At 35.7% G+C, this 22,578-nt stretch carries 23 protein-coding genes; 18 read left to right on the top strand and 5 right to left on the bottom strand.

What is annotated here, in order from left to right; all coding sequences use genetic code 11:
- Nucleotides 1–62: 62 nt before the first annotated feature.
- The 7 genes from CRG87_RS01775 (at nt 63) to CRG87_RS01805 (ending at nt 6,372) form a co-directional block, all read left to right on the top strand.
- Complete coding sequence (locus CRG87_RS01775) at nt 63–722, top strand: histidine phosphatase family protein (protein ID WP_074425445.1); 660 nt, start codon at nt 63–65, stop codon at nt 720–722.
- Nucleotides 719–1,369 (top strand): tetratricopeptide repeat protein, encoded by a 651-nt coding sequence (locus tag CRG87_RS01780; RefSeq protein WP_074425444.1) that lies wholly within the window; start codon nt 719–721, stop codon nt 1,367–1,369. The genes CRG87_RS01775 and CRG87_RS01780 overlap by 4 nt, the downstream gene beginning before the upstream one ends.
- Nucleotides 1,362–3,725: an SF1B family DNA helicase RecD2 gene (gene recD2 / locus CRG87_RS01785; protein ID WP_074425443.1), complete on the top strand. Its 2,364-nt coding sequence runs from the start codon at nt 1,362–1,364 to the stop codon at nt 3,723–3,725. Before CRG87_RS01780 ends, recD2 begins: the two co-directional genes overlap by 8 nt.
- Nucleotides 3,726–3,748: 23 nt before the next feature.
- Nucleotides 3,749–4,129 carry a DUF1828 domain-containing protein gene (locus tag CRG87_RS01790; RefSeq protein ID WP_074425442.1) on the top strand — a complete coding sequence of 127 codons (381 nt, stop codon included), beginning with the start codon at nt 3,749–3,751 and terminating at the stop codon, nt 4,127–4,129.
- A gap of 91 nt (nt 4,130–4,220) precedes the next feature.
- Entirely contained in the window at nt 4,221–4,928 is a 708-nt protein-coding gene (locus CRG87_RS01795) for an ABC transporter ATP-binding protein (RefSeq protein ID WP_074425441.1), read from the top strand.
- A gap of 14 nt (nt 4,929–4,942) precedes the next feature.
- Nucleotides 4,943–5,734 carry an ABC transporter permease gene (locus tag CRG87_RS01800; protein ID WP_074425440.1) on the top strand — a complete coding sequence of 264 codons (792 nt, stop codon included), beginning with the start codon at nt 4,943–4,945 and terminating at the stop codon, nt 5,732–5,734.
- Between the two features lie 221 nt (nt 5,735–5,955).
- Nucleotides 5,956–6,372, top strand: a complete 417-nt coding sequence (locus tag CRG87_RS01805; protein WP_074425439.1) for a GNAT family N-acetyltransferase — start codon at nt 5,956–5,958, stop codon at nt 6,370–6,372.
- 34 nt (nt 6,373–6,406) lie between these two features.
- Here CRG87_RS01805 and CRG87_RS01810 read toward each other — a convergent pair whose 3' ends face one another.
- The 4 genes from CRG87_RS01810 to def all read right to left on the bottom strand — a co-directional run bounded on the left by CRG87_RS01810 (nt 6,407) and on the right by def (nt 10,031).
- Nucleotides 6,407–7,354, bottom strand: coding sequence for a diacylglycerol/lipid kinase family protein (locus tag CRG87_RS01810; RefSeq protein ID WP_074425438.1), 948 nt, complete (start codon nt 7,352–7,354; stop codon nt 6,407–6,409).
- A gap of 35 nt (nt 7,355–7,389) precedes the next feature.
- The gene (rnjA, locus tag CRG87_RS01815; RefSeq protein ID WP_074425437.1) at nt 7,390–9,069 is read right to left on the bottom strand and encodes a ribonuclease J1; all 1,680 of its coding nucleotides are present in this window, start codon (nt 9,067–9,069) and stop codon (nt 7,390–7,392) included.
- A gap of 5 nt (nt 9,070–9,074) precedes the next feature.
- On the bottom strand, nt 9,075–9,299 hold the full coding sequence (locus CRG87_RS01820; RefSeq protein WP_046306751.1) for a DNA-dependent RNA polymerase subunit epsilon: 225 nt from the start codon (nt 9,297–9,299) through the stop codon (nt 9,075–9,077).
- A 177-nt stretch (nt 9,300–9,476) separates the two neighbouring features.
- Nucleotides 9,477–10,031 (bottom strand): peptide deformylase, encoded by a 555-nt coding sequence (gene def / locus CRG87_RS01825; protein WP_074425436.1) that lies wholly within the window; start codon nt 10,029–10,031, stop codon nt 9,477–9,479.
- A gap of 257 nt (nt 10,032–10,288) precedes the next feature.
- On the opposite strand from def, the gene typA reads away from it, so the two are divergent.
- The 9 genes from typA to holA all read left to right on the top strand — a co-directional run bounded on the left by typA (nt 10,289) and on the right by holA (nt 19,839).
- Nucleotides 10,289–12,130 carry a translational GTPase TypA gene (typA, locus tag CRG87_RS01830; protein ID WP_046306754.1) on the top strand — a complete coding sequence of 614 codons (1,842 nt, stop codon included), beginning with the start codon at nt 10,289–10,291 and terminating at the stop codon, nt 12,128–12,130.
- Nucleotides 12,131–12,223: 93 nt separating this feature from the next.
- The gene (locus CRG87_RS01835) at nt 12,224–13,417 is read left to right on the top strand and encodes an FtsW/RodA/SpoVE family cell cycle protein (protein ID WP_046306756.1); all 1,194 of its coding nucleotides are present in this window, start codon (nt 12,224–12,226) and stop codon (nt 13,415–13,417) included.
- Nucleotides 13,401–13,745: a DUF2129 domain-containing protein gene (locus CRG87_RS01840; RefSeq protein ID WP_074425435.1), complete on the top strand. Its 345-nt coding sequence runs from the start codon at nt 13,401–13,403 to the stop codon at nt 13,743–13,745. The genes CRG87_RS01835 and CRG87_RS01840 overlap by 17 nt, the downstream gene beginning before the upstream one ends.
- A complete protein-coding gene (gene rsmD, locus CRG87_RS01845; protein ID WP_074425434.1) occupies nt 13,742–14,296 on the top strand; it encodes a 16S rRNA (guanine(966)-N(2))-methyltransferase RsmD in 555 nt (184 codons plus the stop codon). The genes CRG87_RS01840 and rsmD overlap by 4 nt, the downstream gene beginning before the upstream one ends.
- A complete protein-coding gene (coaD, locus tag CRG87_RS01850) occupies nt 14,293–14,787 on the top strand; it encodes a pantetheine-phosphate adenylyltransferase (protein WP_074425433.1) in 495 nt (164 codons plus the stop codon). The genes rsmD and coaD overlap by 4 nt, the downstream gene beginning before the upstream one ends.
- Nucleotides 14,777–15,820 (top strand): SepM family pheromone-processing serine protease, encoded by a 1,044-nt coding sequence (locus CRG87_RS01855; protein WP_074425432.1) that lies wholly within the window; start codon nt 14,777–14,779, stop codon nt 15,818–15,820. Before coaD ends, CRG87_RS01855 begins: the two co-directional genes overlap by 11 nt.
- 65 nt (nt 15,821–15,885) lie before the next feature.
- Nucleotides 15,886–16,599, top strand: coding sequence for a helix-hairpin-helix domain-containing protein (locus tag CRG87_RS01860; RefSeq protein WP_074425431.1), 714 nt, complete (start codon nt 15,886–15,888; stop codon nt 16,597–16,599).
- Entirely contained in the window at nt 16,568–18,856 is a 2,289-nt protein-coding gene (locus CRG87_RS01865; protein ID WP_074425430.1) for a DNA internalization-related competence protein ComEC/Rec2, read from the top strand. Before CRG87_RS01860 ends, CRG87_RS01865 begins: the two co-directional genes overlap by 32 nt.
- Nucleotides 18,853–19,839, top strand: a complete 987-nt coding sequence (gene holA / locus CRG87_RS01870) for a DNA polymerase III subunit delta (protein WP_074425429.1) — start codon at nt 18,853–18,855, stop codon at nt 19,837–19,839. Before CRG87_RS01865 ends, holA begins: the two co-directional genes overlap by 4 nt.
- A 68-nt stretch (nt 19,840–19,907) precedes the next feature.
- Here holA and rpsT read toward each other — a convergent pair whose 3' ends face one another.
- Complete coding sequence (gene rpsT / locus CRG87_RS01875) at nt 19,908–20,159, bottom strand: 30S ribosomal protein S20 (RefSeq protein WP_046306779.1); 252 nt, start codon at nt 20,157–20,159, stop codon at nt 19,908–19,910.
- Nucleotides 20,160–20,358: 199 nt separating this feature from the next.
- On the opposite strand from rpsT, the gene rpsO reads away from it, so the two are divergent.
- Together rpsO and CRG87_RS01885 are read left to right on the top strand one after the other, a co-directional pair.
- Nucleotides 20,359–20,628: a 30S ribosomal protein S15 gene (gene rpsO / locus CRG87_RS01880; RefSeq protein ID WP_046306781.1), complete on the top strand. Its 270-nt coding sequence runs from the start codon at nt 20,359–20,361 to the stop codon at nt 20,626–20,628.
- Nucleotides 20,629–20,793: 165 nt separating this feature from the next.
- Nucleotides 20,794–22,578, top strand: a complete 1,785-nt coding sequence (locus CRG87_RS01885; protein ID WP_074425427.1) for a ribonuclease J — start codon at nt 20,794–20,796, stop codon at nt 22,576–22,578.

The raw sequence follows: 22,578 nt of genomic DNA on the forward strand, positions 1-22,578 counted from the left end.
TTTATATTAATTAAATGATAAACTAGAAAAGTAATGCTAATAAAGAATAGGACTAGTAATAGATGCAGATTTATTTTGTAAGACATGGAAAAACCGAGTGGAATTTGGAGCGTCGTTTCCAGGGCGCACATGGTGATTCTCCATTGTTAGCAGAAAGCTTAAATGATATAGAAAAACTTGGCAATCACTTAAAAGGAACTAATTTCAATGGAATCTATTCTAGTCCATTAAAACGTGCTTTTGATACAGCTAATGGCGTGAAAAAAGCTATATCTTCGGATTTAAGTGTCAAAAAAGATGAGCGTCTACGTGAATTTGACATGGGGCTAATGGAAGGCTTAAAGTTTGATGAAGCGAGCGCAAAATTTCCTAAACAGGTTGATGATATCTGGAATAGACCTGATAAATATGATGGTAAAAGCATTCAAGGTGAAAACTATCCAGATGTAATTTCGCGTGGAAAGAGCTTTGCTACTGAAAAAGCCAGCCAATTTACTGGTGTTGACGATAAAGTGCTTGCCGTTAGTCATGGTGCTGCTTTGGGTGCTATTATGGGGGGATTACTAGGATACCCATTAAAAGATGTTAGGTGTAATGGCCCATTAAGTAATACTAGTTTAACGATTTTGGAAACACTTGATCAAGGTGCAACCTTTAAGTTAATTGTGTGGAATGATACAAGCTTTTTGGAAAGGGATACTTCAGGAACTGATGCATTATGACAGATAAACAAAGTAAAAGTATGAAAGAGGACGCTGTAGTTAATCAGCGTATACACAAGTTAATCGAGAAAATAGATCAGAATCCACAAAAAACAGAAAATTATCTAAAACTAGCGACAGAATTAATTGAGCAGGGAAGTTTTGCTCAAGCAACTCAACTTCTTGAGCAAGCTAAACATCTTGTTAAGCACCCACAGGACTTAGACTATGATTTAGCAGTTTGCTACTACATGCAAGGTGATTTTGATAAGTCTCTTACCTTACTTAATCAAATTCCTAATGATGATTTAGTTTTATACCAGAAAGCACTAGTCTTTTTAAAACTTGGTCAAGGACAAAAAGCATTAGCTCATGCGTTAACGATTAAGCAAGTTGATGATAAGGTTCTAGAATTACTAGGTGATATCTGGCTAAGTCTTGGTGAACTAAGCGAAGCTCGTACCTGTTATGAAAAGATTTCTCCTAACAAAAGGACAGCAAAAGTTTATTTTATGCTTGGGATTAGTATTTTGGATAGTGACCGTGAAAAAGCAACTAGTTATCTTAAAAATGCAAAAGAAAAAGATCCTGAATATTTTAAGCAAGCCCAGGAACAATATGGCGCTATTTTAAAAATGGTTAACGAAGCGGAAAAGAAAAATGACTAAGTTTGTTGGAAAAGTGAACAGAATCGTTTTCGAAAACGATCAAGATTTATATAAAATCCTTGATGTAACAATCATTGGCAAATTGGAAGACTATGATCGCGAGGAAATTAAAGTAACTGGTAATTTTGGCGAAATTCAAGAAAATACTACTTATAGCTTTGAAGGGAAGCTCGTTGTTCACAATAAGTTTGGTTTACAATTTCGATGCGATAGCTATAAGCAATCAGTCCCACACGAAAAGGGTAGTTTAACGCGCTATTTGAGTTCAAATAAATTCCCTGGAATTGGTAAAAAGGCAGCAGACTCTATTATTTCGGTTTTAGGGGTTGATGCATTATCAGTTTTAAAAGAAAAACCTGAAAAAGTTTCAGTTTTACCGTTAACTAAGAAGCAAAAGGATAGTCTATTAAATGGGGTTCAGTCAATGGATTCATATTCAGAGATTGTTCTTAAACTTGCCCAATTTGGCTTAAATAAAAAGGTTGCTGGACGTCTTTACCAACTTTATCATGGTGATACTTTAACTAAATTAGAGAATGATCCCTATGCTGCAATTTCAGAAGTGACAGGTTATGCTTTTAAAAGCGCGGATCAAATAGGAAATAAGTTGGGGATAGAGGTTGATGATCTCCGCAGAATTAAGGGTGCAGTTTTTCAGGTTCTAATGGATGAGCTTAGCCAAGCTGGAAATACCTATATCAAGTTAGAACAGCTTCTAACGTCAGCTAGCGAATTATTGCAATTTAAGCATTTTGATTCAATTGCCAATGCAGTCAATGAATTGCAGCATGAAGGCAAAGTTGTGGTTTCTGGTGAGAATGCTGCATTACAAAACATTTATGCAACAGAAAATGACATTGCTTTAATGATGAAAAACTTAGTTGATCGCAAAGATGAAAGTGAGCATTTCGAAGATAAGGCAATCGACAAAGCTATAAAAAATGCTGAGAAAAAGCTAAAAATTAAATATGACCAAACGCAAGAGCTTGCAATAAAAAATGCTCTAACTAATCCAATATCGATTTTAACGGGTGGACCCGGAACAGGTAAAACAACTATCATTAATGGTATCTTGTTAGCTTTACGTGAACTTGCTGATATTCCTGCATCAGCACTTTATAGTAGTGATCCGCCATTCTTACTGGCGGCTCCGACTGGCCGAGCAGCAAAGCGCATGGAAGAAATAACTGGTATTACGGCAAAAACAATTCACCGCATGCTGGGCCTAGGAATTGGCGATAATGATGCTCTTGACCTCAACGAACTTAATGGCGAAATTCTAATCATTGATGAAATGTCGATGGTTGATATGTTTCTTTTTAAAGAACTAGTTTCTTGCATAGCTGAAACACGACACGTTGTATTTGTTGGAGACAAGGATCAGCTGCCATCAGTTGGTGCTGGAAATGTTTTTAGTGACTTAATTAGTGCAGATGTTTTTCCAACAACTGTTCTAAAGCAAATTCACCGTCAGGGTGACGATTCAAGTATTATTACGCTTGCCCACGATATAAATGAGGGACAGGATCAAGACGCATTATTTAATAAAACTAAGAATTATTCTTTCATTTCCTGTCCGCCACATGAAGTTGATCACGTAGTTAGTCAAATTGTTGAGCGTGCTCTTAAACGTGGTTTTGATCAGGATGATATTCAAGTATTGGGTGCAATGTATCAAGGTTCTGGTGGCGTAACTAACCTAAATAATGTGATTCAGGAAATTATGAATCCAGCCAAACCTAATAGTAAAATTCTCGAAGCTCATGATGAAATTTTTCGAATTGGCGACAGGGTGCTACAACTGCAAAATAACCCTGAAAAAGATATTTACAATGGACAAATAGGGAAAATAATCTCCATCGATGAAAAAAATCCGCAAAAGTGTATGACAGCTGATTTTGATGGACGTGAAATTAACTTTAGTAAGAAAGATCTGTTTGACCTTACTAGAGCTTATGCGATTACGATTCACAAAGCACAAGGTTCTGAATTTCCCTTGGTTATTTTAAGCTTGACCATGCAAAACTATGTCATGTTGAAACGAAATCTTTTATATACAGCCGTTACCAGAGCGGAGAAAAACCTTGTGTTAATTGGAGACCCGCGTGCATACGCAATGGCTTTTAATACACCAGGAAATGACCGTAAAACTGGCTTAAGTGCCAAACTGTGTGAACAGCTAGGTAAGAAGGTTAATACAGAAGTGGTTGATGAAAAAGAAGATAGTAATCTTGCAAGTAGCACCACTGACTTGCCAAAAGATGAAGATTACGTTTTAACTTCAGAATTAATTTATTCAGGTCAAATAGATCCAATGATTGGCATGCAAGGAATTAAATTAGGTGTTCAACAATAAGCAAAATAGCTTGGAGAAAAATAATGAGTAAAGAAATTGAGCAAATCATAAAAGATCAAATTGGAAACTGGGTAGTTAATCACACTCAGGTTTGCTTTATTAGTGATGATACACTTGAAATTGCAACTAGTGAAAAAGACTCTTTGGGAGAAACAATATACTGCTTTATCCAGAAAAGTAATGATGTGTATCGGATAGGTGATGACAGTAGAACATTGTTTAAAATTGACCCAAGTGCAAGTGATAAAGAATTGTATGCTATGACGGAGGAAGTTGCTAAGTCTGCAGGCTTTGATTTTGATTACAATACTGGAGAAATTTGGAAAGAAGTAAGCCGAGCTAATGTTATTGCAACGATTATGAAGCTAACCCAATTAGTAGTTGCCGTATCTTATTTAGGTTAATACAGTAAGTAAATCTTCTTGTCATCGCGCTGAGATTATGCTTAAATGATTAAAACTCGATTAAATTATATGTAGATATATGCGGTATAGCATGGCAATCATAGCAAAAAATCTTTCTAAGAATTATGGTAAAAAACAAGTTCTACATGATATCAGTTTCGAAATTCCTGAGCAGCCTACTATTGTTGGTCTAATTGGCCCCAATGGAGTAGGAAAGTCGACCATGCTTAGATTATTGGCGGGAGTGCTGATTCCAACTGATGGTGAGATTTTAAATGACAAAGTTAAAGAAACATATTACAAGTGGGCATGTGTCCACAGCACTTTTGTCCCCTCAGGTGAAAGAGGCTTGATATATCGTTTAACTACAATTGAAAACTTGCGATATTTTGCATCTTTTAAAGGAATTAATCTACACAAAGCAGAAAAGGTACTGAGATCTTTGGCTGAATCATTAGACTTTTCGGAATTATTGGATAAAAAATTTCAAGAATTATCGACAGGACAAAAGAAGAAAGCAGCAATTTTAGTAGGTGCCTCACTGGAAACCAGTGTTTTGCTACTTGATGAGCCATCGAATGGCTTAGACATTAATGCTCAGGATGATTTAGCTAGGTTCATTGTGAAGCTGAAAGATCTATATCACAAGATGATTTTTGTTTCTTCACATGATACACAAATGCTGTCTGGTGTGGTTAACTGCTATCTGTTTTTTAAAAATGGCCAGATTGTAAAACAAGTAAATCACCATTTTAGTGAAGAAGAACTAATTAGAACTTACCAAAATGTATATCGCTAAAGTGGGTGGAAAAAATGAAGAAAATAAAGCAGCTTTGGATGTTGTTTATTGTTCAATTGGAATCTGTCATAAAGTTAAATATAAGATACTTAAATTCTACAGTTAGCCAAATATTTTTGTATGCGGGTGCTTTCTTAATTGTTTTATTTGTAACAGATACTTCCAAAATGGCTCGATATTATAATTCTAAGGCAGGGGTACTAGTTGCAATGATCGGCTATTTGTTTTGGAGTATCGGAATTTCTTCTTTTCAATCGTGCAGTAATGCAGTTGAAATAGATGAGCGGGAAGGAACCTTAGAAAGTGAAATGCAATCTGCATACCCTTTGTGGTTAATTTACCTATTTCAAATTCTTGGAGAAAACATTATTGTTTGGCTTGAGTTATTAGTCATAAGTATAGTCACATGTTTTTTGTCGCACTTTACTTTCAATGACTTAATTTCTTCTTTGCTTCTTACTTTTGTTTTTTCGCAAATTTCAAACTTAGGAATGTTTGGCATGGGGATGTTCTTAGCGTCAGGTTCTATTCGATTTAAGAAAATGGGGCAGTGGTCAGTAATTATATCATCACTTTTAATGATGTTTTCTAATGTTTTTTCTCCAGCTTTTCTTGGTATTCAAGAAATTATCCCTTATGTGTGCGGCGTTGAGCTTGTAAGAAACATAGTATTGGGTCAGGGGTTTGTTATGCATCAGTTTTTAATCTTTTTATTGGTCAATGCAGCTTGGTTAATTGCTGGAATAATTGTTTTTTCCTATAGCATTAAGTATGAACGAAAAAATGGTTCATTTGACGCTTTTTAAAATAAAACTTAATATAAAATAGAGCAGTTTGATATTCATGAAAAGATGTTAACTGCTTTTATTATGCTTAATAGAGTAGTTCATGCATTAAAGGAAGTTAGAATATTATTTTAGAATTTAAGAATGTTGTTTGGGGAACAAAGAATTATTTTGCCGTAAGAAAATTATATTTAACCGCTTTTCCAAAAAATGAGCGCTTTTCAATATGGCAATTAGTTTTAATGTCACTTCACCGCCAAGTTCATTTCGAAGCGGTTTATGACAAGTACGACTTTATTGGCTTAGTATTTCTTGCAGAGAGCAGTGAAGCAGTTTATTTGATGTTTTTGGCAACAGTTTCGAACAAAAGAAATCAAGGGTATGGCTCAAAAATTTTAACTCAATTAAAAAAGCGTTTTACTCCCAAGAATATCATTATTGACATTGAACCAGTGAATGAAAAAGCGGTCAATTATAGGCAACGCTTAAAGAGATTATCTTTTTATGAAAAAAATGGGTTTAGGCAGACTTCTAATTATCTAGTTGATGATGGAGGGACCTTCTCAATCTTAATTTCGGGAAAGAAATTTAATGTAAAAAAATTCAGTCATTTACTGAAATGGCTGAGCTTTGGGTTGTATAAATTTGAAATAAAATAAAAGGAAAAGCGTGTATCTTTTCCTTTTTTAGTGATTATCTTAATAAATAAAAATGGCTAACTTTAAAATCTATTTTGAATGAGTCTGGTTTGATTTGCTCACCATCAACTTGGGCAAACTCTTTTTTAGTTGTTTGAATAGATATTTGTTTACCCTCAAAATAATGAAATTGAGGATCATGAACATGTGAGCCGTCTTTTAACAAATTAACAAAGAGTTTGATTAGTTTGCCTAAACTGAAGCGTTCAACAACAACGGTGTCAAGCACACGACTTTTGATACTTGCACTTGGTAATAATGGAATACCACCACCTAAATAGGGATGATTAGTAGTAGTTGCTAGAAAAGCATCATCGTAATGATATCTTTTATTGTCGCACTTAATATCAACAGTAAATGTATCTTGCTTACGCAGTGCTGACAAAATATGAAGCCCATAAATCATTTTGCCTTCATTGATTTTGTTTAAGAATTTCTTTAATTCTGAAATGTTACTAAGATGATTAACATAAGCATCAAAACCAACCCCTAGACTATTTGCAAAATAATAAACATCATTGCTTGAATGAGGGAAGTGGAAAGCCCCACAATCAATTCTTTCAGGCTCAATACCATTTTTTAAGTGATTAATAAGTTCTTCAGGGTTTCCAGAAAGATTAGCAGCCTTGCCGAAGTCATTTCCAGTGCCCGCAGGTAAATAAGCTAGCGGCGTGGAAGGATGACTTGATCTTTTTATTCCATTAAGAACTTCATTCAAAGATCCATCTCCACCAATTACTAATAGAACTTCATTGGAGAGATGGTTTCTATTGCCATATTCTTGTGCAATTTTTATTGCTTCACCTGCAAAAGAGCTTTTGTAAACATCAAAAGCAATATTTTCATTAACAAGTAAGAGGGTAGTTTGGTCTAATATCTTTTTCGCATGTCCATTTCCAGCAGTTTCATTAACTAGAAGATGGATTTTAAGTTTGTTTTTCATATTTTATTTATTAAAAAAAGCCCAAATGGGCTTTTTTACTTTTTCTCAACAATCATAGGTAAAATCATTGGCCGTCTTTTTGTCTTGGAATATAAGAAATCAGAAAGATTTTCAACAATTGCCTTACGGACAACAGCATCTTTAGGATTATCTGTTTTATCCATTTCACTTTTTATAATATGGTAAATATGTTTTTGAGCTTGGCTAATCAATTCGGTTGATTCACGCATATAAACAAAGCCACGGCTCAAAACATCTGGACCTGCTAGAACACGCTTATGTTTGTAATCAACAGTCGCAACTACAACGACTAAACCATCTTCTGACAAAATCTGACGATCATGGACAACGACGTTGCCAACGTCAGCAGTTCCAGAAGTATCAACATATACATCACCTGCAGGAATGTGTCCAGCAATTCTAGAACCATCAGGACCAAAGCAGACAACTTCACCGTTTTCCAAAACAAAAGTATGGTCTTCGGGGACGCCGGCAGCTTGTGCAAGTTCAGTATGGACAACTTGCATGCGATACTCGCCGTGCACGGGAATCATATACTTAGGTTTAGCTAGTCTAACCATCATCTTCAATTCTTCTTGACCACCGTGACCAGAAGTATGAACATTATTAACGCGTCCATGAATCACGTTAGCGCCACCCTCCATCAGTTTGTTAATCAAGTGGTTTACACTAAGTGTATTACCAGGAATAGGGTTAGAAGAAAAAATGACTGTATCACCAGGTTGAAGACTAATCTGACGGTGTGTACCATTTGCAATCCGCGAAAGAGCAGCTAAAGGCTCACCTTGTGATCCGGTACATAATATCATTGCCTCATCAGCAGGAGTGTGGTTGATTTCATTTGAATCAACAATTAAACCTTCGGGTACATTTAAATAGCCAAGGTCGATACCGTTTTGAACTCCGTTTTCCATGCTTCGCCCAAAAATTGCAACTTTTCTACCAGTATCAATTGCTGCTTCAATTGCCGTTGAGACACGGTAAAGGTTAGAGGCAAAAGTAGCGAAAATAATTCGACCATGGATACCTGTAATAATATCGTGCAATGAATGAGCAACAAAACTTTCTGACTTGGTAAACTGCGAAACCTCCGCATTAGTTGAATCTGATAGAAGGGCTAAGACACCTTCGTTACCAATTTGAGCCATCTTTTGAAAATCAGGAGCAGGTTGGTTCATTACTGGAGTTAAATCAAATTTAAAGTCACCAGTAAAGACAACAGCACCAAGAGGAGTGTGAACAGCAATTCCTAACGTATCAGGAATTGAGTGGGTAGTTCTAAAGAAAGAAACAGAAAGCTTCTTGAATTTTAGAACTGTGTTTTCGTGTTCTTCGTGCAGTTCGGTAGTGCGAAGAATTCCGTGTTCTTCAAGCTTACCCTTGATTAATGCCAAGGCAAAGGGTGTAGCATAAACTGGAATTTCGGGTATTTTTTCAAGTAAGAAAGGTATACCACCAATGTGATCTTCGTGACCGTGGCTGACAACCAGTGCTTTGATCTTTTTACGATTCTTGACTAAATATGAATAGTCAGAAATAACGTAGTTAATACCAAGAAGATCATCTTCTGGGAACTTAATACCACAGTCCATGATAATAATTTCATCTTGATATTGAACGCAATACATATTTTTGCCGATTTCATGCAACCCCCCGATTGCAAAGACGGCTACTTCATTATTTTTAATTCGCACAGAAACTACTTCTTACTATCAAAAGTCGTCAATTTAAAATCGGCGTGTTCTTTTTCATATTGTAGTGAATTTCCTGCTAATTCTTGGATGAGTTCAATGTTGTAGGGGGTATTGTCTTCAACCAAGGTTCTAGCGCTGACCAAATTATCAGCCTCTAGGTAAAGGGTTTGGGTTGTTTCACGTCTAGGATTAACAACTTTGTCCTTTTGATACAAAACTTTGTAGATCATATTTGTATTCTCCTTATTCAGTTATAAAAACGTTCTTAATTTTGGATAACTAAAAGTACCCAATAGCTTATTTCAGTTTACCATAATTATTATTTTAAGTATAGAAACACTACTTGTTTGACTCATAAAAAAACCGTCAAAGTAAATTGGCGGTTAATCTGTCATGTAGTAGCAATACTAGTAAATTAGGACTGTATCATCATCTAATTTAAATGGGTTTTGCTTATCAATCCGGTCATAAAATAGGTGGCCTCTTAAGTGTTCAATTTCATGAGATGCAACAATAGCAGGATAATCTTTTAAGTTAATTGTCTTTTCCTCACCGTCAACGGTATAGTAATGAATCTTTAGCTTATCAGGACGGGGAACATAGCCGTCAATAACTTTATCAACGCTTAGGCATCCTTCACCTTCACTAAGACATGCTTGACGAACGGATTCCGACAAAATCTCAGGGTTAACAATTGTTTCTTTAAAAACAATCTCGTTTTGATCATTTGGAACAAGAAGTGATGCCATTTGCACACTTTTACCCACTTGAGGTGCTGCTAAACCAACACCAGCACGTAACTGATGCTTTTTAGCAATTTCTGGATCCTGTGAATTGATTAGGTATTCCATCATGTCTTCGGCCAATTTTTGGTAATGGTCGCTCAAAGGAAAAGTTAACTTTTCAGCAACTTTACGTAATACAGGATCACCATCACGAACAATATCTTTCATTAAAATCAATTAAATTCACTCTTTCATAAAAAAGTTATCTCTATATTTTTACCATAAATAAGGACATTTTGTCTGCTTTTTATTCTATCGTAAATTTAAAAATTGAAAAAGAGTGATAAACGTTGACCAGTATAACAGTTAGGTGTTAAAATCAATGAGCGTAAATATACAGATATGAAACACTTCGATTAGCATGTTCTTGAACGTGCCGGCGAAACTGTGACATTGTCACAGTTTTTTTATTGAGGAGTGGAGGAGGAATACTTTTGTCAGAAAAAAGAAGAGACGATATTAGAAATATAGCGATCATAGCGCACGTTGACCATGGTAAGACAACTTTGGTTAACCAATTATTGAAGCAATCCGACACTCTCCCTGAGCACATGGCTTTGGAAGATCGTGCAATGGACTCAAATGATATTGAACGTGAACGTGGTATTACTATTTTATCTAAAAATACTGCGGTTAAATATGGCGATACCACAATTAATATTTTAGATACACCAGGACACGCCGATTTTGGTGGTGAAGTTGAACGTATCATGCATATGGTTGACGGAGCCCTACTTTTAGTTGATGCATATGAAGGAACAATGCCACAAACTCGTTTTGTTCTTAAGAAGGCATTAGAAGCAGGCGTTAAGCCAATCGTTGTTATTAACAAAATCGACCGTCCAGGTGCTCGTCCTAAAGAAGTTCTTGATGAAGTTCTTGAATTATTCATTGAATTAGGTGCCAATGATGAACAACTCGATTTCCCAGTTGTTTATGCATCAGCATTGAACGGAACTTCTTCTTATGAAGCTGATCCATCCACTCAAAAAGAAACAATGGATCCAATTTTTGACACTATTATTAAAGCTATCCCAGCACCAATTGATAATGCTGATGAGCCTTTACAATTCCAAATCACTATGCTTGACTGGGATGACTATGTTGGTCGTATTGGAGTAGGTCGTATCTACCGCGGTAGTGTAAAAGTTGGTGACAACATCACAGTTATGAAACGTGATGGTTCAAAGCAAAACTTCCGTGTAACTAAGCTATTTGGTTTCTTTGGTTTGAAGCGTAATGAAATCTCAGAAGCTAAAGCCGGAGATATTATTGCCATTAGTGGTATTAACGACATTTTCGTTGGTGAAACAATTGCATCTGCAGAAGACCCAGAAGCATTGCCATTCCTTAAGATTGACCCACCAACTTTGCAAATGGACTTTGTTGCAAGTGATTCACCATTTGCTGGCCGTGAAGGTGACAAGGTAACTCCTAAAAAGTTAGAGGATCGTTTAATCAAACAAACTCGTACTGATGTTTCTTTAAAGGTTGAACCTACTGATCAAATCAATGCCTGGACTGTTTCTGGACGTGGTGAATTACACCTTTCAATTCTTGTTGAAGAATTACGTCGTGAAGGATTTGAATTACAACTTTCACGTCCAAAAGTTATCTATCGTGAAATTGATGGCCAAATGTGTGAGCCATATGAAGCTGTTCAAGTTGATACACCAGATGAATACGTTGGTTCAGTAATTGATTCACTTTCACAACGTAAAGGTGAAATGAAGAACATGGAATCGACTGGAAATAATCAAACTCGTTTGGACTTCTTAGTTCCATCACGTGGCTTAATTGGTTATAACAATGAATTTATGTCTCAAACCGGTGGATATGGAATTTTAAATCACAGCTTCGATTCATACAAACCAGTAGTTAAGAACTGGGAACCAGGACGTAAAAATGGTGCTCTTGTTGCTATCAGCCAGGGTAAGTCAACTACATACTCACTTCAAACTGTTGAACAACGTGGTGAATTATTCATCGGCGCAGGTGTTGAAGTCTACGAGGGTATGATTGTTGGTCAATCATCACGTGATCGTGATATTGCAGTTAACGTAATTAAGGGAAAGAACTTGACTAACACCCGTGCTGCCGGTAAAGACCATGCGGCTGCAATCAGAACGCCAAAGACATTGACACTAGAAGAAGCAATTGAGTTCTTAAACGATGATGAATATTGTGAAGTAACACCTGAATCAATTCGTCTTCGTAAGAAGATTTTAAACACTTCTGAACGTCAAAAGGCAGATAAGAAGCGTAATAAAAACTAAATCAAGTAATTAAAAATGGCACTCACTTAATGAAGTAGTGTCATTTTTGTTTTATAATAAAAGTATATTTTTTTCGTAAGAGGAGGGCTACTTTTGCGACGGAAACTTCAACATTTGGACTACAAAATTCTATTGCCATATTTATTGCTGGTTTTCTTTGGCATAATTATGGTTTATTCAGCTAGTTCAGATATTTTGCTCGTGAATGGTTTTAAGCCAGCGACATATGGGATTAGGCAAGCAATATATGCTGTGGTAGCTTTCTTTGGTTTTGCTACATTTGCGTTCTTTTTGCGGTTAGACCTTTTTAAGCGAACTAAGTTTGTTGCTTGGTTTCTCGGAATTAGTATGTTTTTGCTGTTTTACCTAATTGTTTTAAAGGTATTTAAAGGCTCTGACGCTGCAGTTAATGGGGCGGTTGGCTGGATTGATTTAAAAGTCATCCGTATTCAGCCGCTGGAAATTGCTAAATTAGCATTGGTAATATATTTAGCATACTATTTAGACCGTCATGATGGTTCTTTCCGTCAAGGGAATATTGTTAATAATTTGATTAGACCAGCGGTTTTATCTGGGGTAATGATGCTATTGGTAATTGTTGAACCAGATTTAGGTGGTACTGCCATTTTAGCCACAATTGTAATCATTATGTTTTCTCTATCAGGTGTGCCTGCCAAGAACGCACTACTCTGTTTAATTGGAATTGGAATTGGTGTTTTCTTCTTAGTTTTCTTAATTGTTAAGTGGAATCCGGACTTTTTACAATCCAGTTATCAATATCAACGACTCATGTCATTTTTACATCCCTTTGAGCTAGAACAAAAAGGTGGTGCCCAGTTAGTTAATTCATACTATGCGATTCATAATGGTGGTTTGTTTGGTGTTGGCTTAGGTAATAGTATGCAAAAGAGAGGCTATTTACCGGAACCATACACGGACTTTATCTTAGCGATTGCTGCTGAAGAAATTGGAGTAATTGGTGCATTACTAGTTTTAGGACTACTTTTCTATTTGATGTGGAGCATTATGGAAGTGGGTCTTCACGCTAGCACGCAATTTAATGCCTTGGTTTGTTTTGGCGTAACAACAATTATCTTTACTGAAACTCTGTTTAATGTTGGTGCCGTTTTGGGTCTATTGCCAATTACAGGTGTTACTTTGCCCTTTATTTCATACGGTGGGTCATCACTAATTGTACTATCGGCTTCAATTGGATTAGTTTTAAATATTGCTGCAAATGAACGTATTAAGAAAGAAGAGGAGTTGGCTGATGAGTATCAATCATGATTTGGCAAATACTTCCTTAACTAAGAGGCAAGGACTAATTGTTTATCTTAATTCTATTAATAGTCAGTTTAAGCTTAGACGTTACGGGGACATCGTATATTTTTCTAAGAAAAATGCATATTGTGTTTTATATGTTGATCAAAAAGAAGCTGACAAAACGATAAACGCGATTAAACAGCTGGATTTTGTCAAGGATGTACAAAAATCTAGTGATGATGAAATTGACTTGTCAAGTAAGCATATTGAAGAACAAATTACTGAACTTGCTACTGAAGCAGAAAAAAAGTTACTTGATGATCAGGAACAGAATACGGATTACTTATTATGAGAATTATTTCTGGAAAGTATGCTAAGCGCAACTTGTATACTCTAAAAAGTCAAAAAACTAGGCCAACCAGTGATAAGGTTAAAGAATCTTTGTTTAATAGTCTGGGTCAATTTTTTAAAGGTGGAGAAGTGCTAGACTTGTATGGCGGCAGTGGTGCTCTTGCAATCGAGGCTGTTTCAAGAGGCTACAGTCATGCAACAATTATTGATATTAATTACCAAGCTGTAGAAATTATCCGGAAGAATGTTGCTTTAACTAAAGAAGAAGATCGTTTTTCTGTTTATAAAATGTCAAGCAATGTTGCATTAACCAAACTGGCCAAAGATGAAAAGAAATTTGATTTAGTTTTCTTAGATCCGCCATATGCCAAACAAAAAATTGCTTCTGACATGAAGAAAATGGATAGTTTAAGTTTGTTAACAGATAATGCGGTTATCGTAGCTGAGACAGATGATGAGACTGGTCTTGGCGAAATAGGTGGTTTTGAGCTAACGAAAACTCACCATTTTGGTAAAACAATTGTTCGTTTTTATCGAAAGGAAAACAGATGAGTATTGCACTTTTTCCAGGTAGTTTTGACCCAATTACTAATGGACACATTGATGTAATTCAGCAGGCTGCTAGAATCTTTGACCAGGTTTTTGTAGTAGTAATGGACAATACCTCTAAACACTATTTATTTAGTGCAGATAAACGGGTAGAATTTATTAAAAGTGCAGTTAAGAACATTGCTAATGTTGAGGTTCAAAAAAGACCACAATCATTAACCGTCGATGTGGCACACGACATTGGTGCAACAGCTATTGTTCGCGGAGTGCGGAACAGCGAGGATTTCACTTACGAGCAACAAATTGCAGCAATGAATAAGAAGTTAGCGAATGATCTTGAAACTGTATTATTGTTTACTTCGCCGCAAAATAGCTTTGTGGCATCTAGTATTATTAAAGAGGTAGCTCAATTTGGCGGTGATATTAGTTCATTTATGCCAATAGAAGCTGCAATTGCTTTAAAGAAAAAATTGGTAAAGATTAATGAACGATAAAACTAAAGATAAAGGTAAGAAAAAAGGTCATAAATGGCTCTTCTTTTTCTTAGCTGTCGCCGCGATTGTGGTAGGCTTAAGCTGGCCAACTAATTATTATCTTGAAATGCCTGGCGAGGCATTCCAAGTTAGTCAATTTATCAGAAGTGGTAAAAAAGCACCTGATAATTATTATTTAGTGACAGTTAGCGAAACGCAACGCCCAGCTTCAGTGCTGCGGTATTTGTTAAGTTATACTAGAAAATACGAAACGAGAATTTCAAGAGAAGAACTGCTGGGGGATGCAACAAGTAGTCAGTATGAGGAATTGCAGAATTGGTACATGGAAACCAGTCAGCAAAATGCTATCTATTATGCAGCAAAGAAGGCAGGCTTAAAGCCAAAACTGAATTACGAAGGCGTTTATGTCATGCAGATTCAGAAGCAGTCAAGCTTTAAGAAAAAACTGCAAATTGGTGATACTGTTCTGGGCGCAAACGGCCATCGTTTCAAATCAACAGAAGAAATGCTTTCATATTTTCAGAAAAAGAAAATTGGCGCTAAAGTTAAAATTAACGTTTTAAGAAATAATAAACTACTAACTTTTTCAGGAAAAATTGTTAAAGTTGAGGGTACTAATAAACCAGGAATTGGAATTCAGTTAGTTGAACATGTCAAAGTCACGACAAAACCAGAGCTAAAAATAGATGCTGGTGCAATTGGAGGGCCTTCAGCAGGATTAATGTTTACACTAACGAGCTATGAAACTTTCACGCAACAGGATTTAGCTAAGGGACATAAAATTGCCGGGACGGGCACTATCTCTCCTAAAGGCAAAGTTGGGGCAATCGGTGGTGTTGACAAAAAAGTAGTCGCAGCCGACAGAGCCGGAGCAGAAGTTTTCTTTGCGCCTACAGATACGTCTCAATTGAAAAAAGCTGATAGTAACTATCAAGTTGCTAAAAGAACGGCGAAGCAAATAAAAACGAAGATGAAAATTGTCCCAGTAGGTACCTTTGAAGATGCTTTACATTATTTGCAAAAACACTACTAATAAAAAATAAAAAGTTCAGAAGAAATTCTGAACTTTTTTCGTACTTAAAATTAGGAGGTGAAAATATGGATTGGGCAAAAGTTAAGGAATTCATAATTGAGCATAAACAGTATTTTGTTATCGGAATAGGGATTTTGCTTGTCCTGCTTTGGTTAATTGGTCATTCTGGAGATGAACAATCTAATGATTCTGATTTTGCCATAAAGCAAACAGAGACTGATGAGCAAGAAGGAACTGAAATAAAAGAAGAAACACAAATTGCTAATAAAGAGGTAGAGAAGAAAGTAAAAGAGCCTAAAGAAGTTACTTGTGATATTTCTGGTGCAATTGAAAATCCAGGTGTTTATACATTGAAGTATGGTGCTCGCTTAAATGAATTGATTGCGGCAGCAGGTGGACTGACAAGTAAGGCTCAAATTGAAAAAGTTAACCGTGCATTAATTCTTCGTGACCAGGACAAAGTTCATATTCCATATCATGGAGAAAAGTTAAAGGAAAACGAAATTGTTTCTTCTGTTAATGGTAGTACTAATTCAGGAGAACTAGATAATTCTTCCCAGAGTGAAAGTGCCAACCAAGCTTCAGGAGTAAAAGTAAATATCAATACGGCAAACACTGCAGATTTGCAAAAGTTATCTGGAATAGGCGCTAAAAAAGCTGAACAGATTATTGCGTACCGGCAAAAAAATGGAAATTTTAAACGCATTGAGGATTTGAAACAAGTTTCTGGGATAGGAGATAAGACTTTTGAGGCACTTCGAAGTCAACTGGAAGTCTAAAATTCTGACACCAGGTTTTTTATTGCTAGTTTCTTTATTATTAGCAGACATAAATTTTGGTCTTTCACAGTCTATTACGCCTCTTCAATGGCTATTTTGCTTGGTAATTGCACTTTATTTGGTATTTCTTTTGTTTCATAAACACCGACAAAAAAGTTGTTTAGCCTTTTTAGTGCTATTTGTTGCACTTATCAGTTTTGCTATTAATCATAACCAACAAGATTTTTCGCTCAAAAATAGTTCTGTGGTTACCATATACCCAGATCAAATCAAAGTGTCTGGAAACCGAATGTTTGGCCAAGGAAAAGCAGATGGAAAGTCAGTACTAGTTTCAACAAAAATTAGTCAAATGCAGAAAAAAGAGCTCCTTTCTGGGTACTCACTTTATCTTTCGCATTTACAAGGAGAGGTTAAAGAAATCGAGCCTGCTACAAATTATGGACAATTTGATGCAAAAAAATATTATCTGAGCAAAAACATTAAACAAAAGATTGAACTGGAGAATTGTATAATCACAAAAAAAAAGCAACATTTTAGGGATGTTGCACATCATATTCGTTTTTGCTTGCAAAAGTATTTTGCACAAATGCCACCGATTTTGTCTTTTTTTAGTAGCGAATTAGTTCTTGGCGAAAGTTCAAGCCAAGCGGACCAATCGATTTTATCTAATTACCGTGACCTTGGCGTAATTCACTTGTTAAGTATTTCCGGTCTTCACGTTGGCATCTATACTTTAGTAATTAGTACAATTTGTTATTATCTGAAATTAACCGAACAAGAGACATTTGCAATTTGTTTATTCATTCTATTAATTGGTATTTTCTTAAGTAATGGTCAAGCTGGCTTTATTCGAGCCAGTCTAACTTATATACTTGATCAGATTTTTAAATTCCAGAAGCAAAAAATTACTCATTTTGATTTATTAGGTCTCACTTATATTATTCACTTAATAATTAATCCGTGTTTGATGCTCAATGTGGGAGCTATTTTAAGTTATGTCTTGGCTCTAGGTTTAGAATTAACAACTAAATTAACCTCATTTAAACAGTCATTTGCCTTAAATTGTTTACTAACGCCATTACTACTTTTTCATTTTTTTCAATTTAATTTGTTGACCGTTTTCTTTAATTTGGTAGTAGTACCATATTTTAATTGGCTAGTTATGCCAATTGTCTTTTTGAACTTAGCTACTTTTAAATTATGTCCTGAAATTTCCTGGAGCTTTGAGAATGTTTTAAAGACATGTGAAAAGTTAATAGCTCAAGTATCCGCTTCTAAATTGGGACTATTAACATTTGGTAAGATCAACTGGTGGCAATGTGTGATGTTAACTATATTTACGGCTATTTTGCTGGCTTTTGTAAATGAGCAAAAATTGACGAAAAAAAGCAGGTTAAAAGTAATTGGTGGCATTGCGGCTTTGTACGTGATAATCTTTTTCTCGATTCATTTTCCCTTAACAGGTCAGGTTACATTGATTGATGTGGGTCAGGGCGATAGTATTTTAATTTCTACACCTTTTCCGCGGCGTGTTTATTTAATTGATGTTGGCGGGAAATTAAATTTTAGTGGCCAAAAAACGACGCCTCAAGTTAATAAAATTACTATTCCTTTTTTGAAAGCACTGGGAATCAATAAACTTAATGGTGTTTTTGTAACTCATCAAGATGCCGATCACGTCGGAGATTTAAGACCCTTGCTCGAACAAGTTCACGTTCAAAAATTGTATACGGCAGCAGGATTAATTCGTAATCCGTCTTTTATAAAAAGAATAGTGGGACAAATTAAGCGAGATCAAGTTGTAGAACTATTAGCTGGTCAGAAAGTAGCTGAGCCACAAATTACATTTAATGTTGTTTATCCTTTTAAGCCTGGCCTAGGTAAAAATGAGGATTCACTATCTTTGACATTTGTTGCGAAAAGTAAAAGATGGCTTTTTACTGGTGATTTAGGCCAAGAAGGTGAAAAAGAAATAATGAACAAGTTTAATATTCAAGCTGACTATTTCAAACTAGGACACCATGGTAGTCGCACTTCTTCAAATCCTGATTTTTTAAAAACTTTAAGGCCAAAATTGGTTTTTATTTCAGCTGGTCGAAATAATCGTTTTGGGCACCCGCATAAGGAAACGCTTGATACTTTAAGCAATCAAAACATTCCATGGGCTTCGACGCAGGACTGTGGTATGATTACTTGGACATATGGCTATTTTTCTAAGCCAAAATTCAAACGTTTTGTAGTGGTGAATCAAAAATGACTTTACTTTCTTTGTTTAAAAATTCAAATAATAGCAATGCGCAAACCTTAATTTTGGGTTCAGATAGCTTTTTGAATGATTATATTGCGCGCTCATACATATATGAAGAATCATTTCAAGAACTAGAGAAAGTATCCGTTGATTGTGAAAGCGATAGTCTAGATGATTTGATTGCTGAATTAACAGAATCAAGTCTTTTTAGCCAGCAAAAGATAATAACTATCAAAAATCCGTTCTTTTTAACTGCTAAAGTTCCGCAAAAAGCAAAAAAGCAACTTGATCAGTTGCAGCAAATTTTTGATCATGTTGATCAGCTCGACAACAAACTAGTAATAGTAGCATCGTATGAAAAGCTTGATCGGCGAAAGAAGCTGACAAAAACAATTTTGAAGAAGTTTAATGTCGTAGATACTGAAGTTAAAAGTTATGAAGTTAAAAAGGTAACTAAGGCATTAATTAGTGCTGAAGGATATCAGATTACAGAGATGGCTTTGCAGCTTTTACTTGAAAGAAGCGATCAGGTTCTTGATACTGTACTGAGCAATTTTAATAAATTAAAGATGGCTGCCACTGAGAATAAAATTGATGAGACACTAGTTCGTAAAAACGTTGACTTATCATTTGCCCAAAATGTTTTTGCAGTTTTAGAAGCAGCTTTAAAGCATAATTATCGAGAAGCGATTGCAAGATTAGATAACCAATTGAGAGAGGGTAGTAATCCGATTCAATTACTTGCAGTCTTTGAAAACCAGTTAGAATTAATTTTAGTTGCAAAGACATTGCACGAGCGCGGCAGAAATGAAACTGAAATTGTTAAAGAACTAGGGGTTCACCCTTATCGAGTAAAGCTAGCTCTTAATAATAAAATTTCGACTAATAAACTGGCGAGCTTGTTAGAGCAGGCAATCAAGCTAGATTATAACTATAAAAATGGGCAATATCGGGAAAACAATTTCTTAAAGTTATTTGTTTTGAGCGTATGAGGTAATAAATTGAGCAAAGAAAAAAGCAAGGATTATTCAATCCTTGCTTTTTAGTTTTTGAATTCAAATTATTTAGCTAACTTAGCTAAGCGACTCTTATCACGGCTAGCCTTGTTTTTATGAATAAGACCCTTAGAAGCGGCCTTGTCCAATGCGCGGGCAGCAGCAACATGTAATTCGGAGGCGTTTTCAGCACCAGCAGCTTGGGCAGTCTTGAACTTCTTAACAGCAGTTCTTAATTCTGTCATTTGAGCGGCTCTGCGCTTTCTAGCAGCATCTTGAGTTTTAACACGCTTAATAGCTGATTTGATTTGTGGCATAACATTCACCTCCATTGATCGTAATTTTACTTAGTAAATTATACTGAAGAATAGTTGTAGATGCAAGACAATTTATACTTGCTTTTTAAAAAAATAATCTGTATTATACTATTGTTGTGAACCGTTAACGCTGTTTGCTCGCTCACACCTGACGGTTAACGTTGTTAACGGCAATTTTTTTATTGAAAGGTGAATAATTATGGCAATTTCAAAAGCAGAAAAAGATGAAATCATTAAGCAATTTGCTACTCATGAAGGTGACACAGGTTCAACTGAAGTACAAGTTGCTATTTTAACTAAAGACATCAACAACTTGACTGAACACATGAGACAACATTCTCATGACCACCACTCATATGTTGGTTTACTTAAGAAGATTGGTCACCGTCGTAACTTGCTTCGTTACTTACAAGATAACGACATCAATCGTTACCGTGAATTAATCAAGAAGTTAGGTTTACGTCGTTAATTTCTAAACTTAGATTTAAAAAAGTCAGTTCTATTAAAGAACTGGCTTTTTGTTTTTGCCATAAGTGCTTTTTATGCTAGAATAAAAATAGATACTTTTTACGTTGTGATCTTACGATCCATAAATAAACAACTTAATAACAATTATTATAGAAAAGGAAATAAAATGGCTGATCAAGTTAAGATAATGATTTTGAGCGGTGTTCGTGAACAAGGAAAGGACATGTTTGCTGTTCAAGTTAATGATGAAATTTTTGTTCTTGATGCTGGATTAAAATACCCTGATAGTTCTTTATATGGAATTGATTTGGTTATTCCAGATCTCGACTTCTTTGAAAAATATGGTGACCAAGTTGTTGGTATTTTTCTAACTCATGGACATGCTGATTCAATTGGGGCCTTGCCATATATTTTGCGTCAATATGATATACCTGTATTTGGGTCTCGGTTAACGATTGAACTGGCTAAAATTACAGTTAAAAGAGAGAATAAGCGAATTAAAAACAGTTTGTTCCATGTAATAGACGCTGAAACTGAAATTGAATTTAAAAACGCGAATATTTCATTCTTCCACACGACGCACTCAATTCCTGACTCGCTCGGAATTGATGTGCACACTCCAGCTGGAGAAGTAGTCTATACTGGTGACTTTAAGTTTGACCCTTCTGCAACGCCAAAATATCGAACTGATTTAGATCGGTTGGCAGAAATTTCACAGAAGAAAGTTCTGGCACTTTTAAGTGACTCTTCTAATGCAGAAGCATCACTACCTAACGTTTCTGAACAAGAAATAGGTGAATATGTGACCAATGTCTTTCGTAATGCCACTGGTCGAGTAATTGTAGCTGCTAAAGCTTCTAATTTAATCAGAATTCAAGAAGTTTTAAATGCTGCGCATGAAACAGGCCGGAAGGTACTATTAACTGGACGTGATGTAGCAAAAATAGTTCGTACAGCAATGGACTTAGGCTATCTTTATGTTCCTAAAAATCTGTTAATGCGTGTCAAAGATTTGAGCACTACACCAGATAACAAAGTGGTAATTCTTGAAACTGGGCAAATGGGTGAGCCATTAAATTCTTTGCAAAAAATGGCTAAAAAACGTCACAGTATGATTACGATTCATGAAAATGACCTAGTTTTCATTGCAACAACACCATCTCATTCTGTTGAAACAGTAGTTGCGCAGACTAGTGATCTTGTTTATCGAGCAGGCGGAACCGTAATTGAGCTTGGTAGGGCTAAGCATACAAGCGGTCATGCAACTGGACGTGATTTGCAAATGCTAATTGATATTCTAAAACCACAATTTGTTATTCCAGTAATCGGTGAATATCGCTTGTTGGAAGTTCATCGCGACCTTGCAATAAGAGCAGGAATTAAGAAAGAAAATGTTTTGATTACCAGAAATGGTGATTGTTTGGATTACGATTTTAAACAAAAGAAGTTCAATTTAACTGATCCTGTTCCAGGCGAAGATATAATGATTGATGGCTCAGGCATCGGTGATGTCGGCAATATTGTCCTGCGTGACCGAGAAATTTTGTCAGATGATGGTATTTTTATTGCCGTTGTTACAATTGATCGTCGTAAGAAAAAAATCATTGCGCAACCACAAGTTACTAGTCGAGGCTTCGTTTACATCAAAGCCAATCATCAATTGATGAATGATTGTATTGAATTAATTAAAAAGACTATAAATAATAACTTTGAGCATAAGAAGTTTGATTGGACTGAAATAAAGCAGGATGTTAGAAACGATTTAGAGAAGTTCTTATATAAGAAAACTAATCGTCGCCCTGTAGTATTACCAGTGGTCATGGAAGTAAACCAGAATAGACATCGTGCGATGCAAAAGCGTTCGGGCAAAGATGCGACTACTGGAAAAAATAATGAGCATCATTCCGTTGATGTGAAAAAATCTGGTAAGAAAATAGTTAAGAAAGACTAG

This window comes from Lactobacillus apis (assembly GCF_002837055.1).
GTDB classification, from domain to species: Bacteria; Bacillota; Bacilli; order Lactobacillales; family Lactobacillaceae; genus Lactobacillus; species Lactobacillus apis.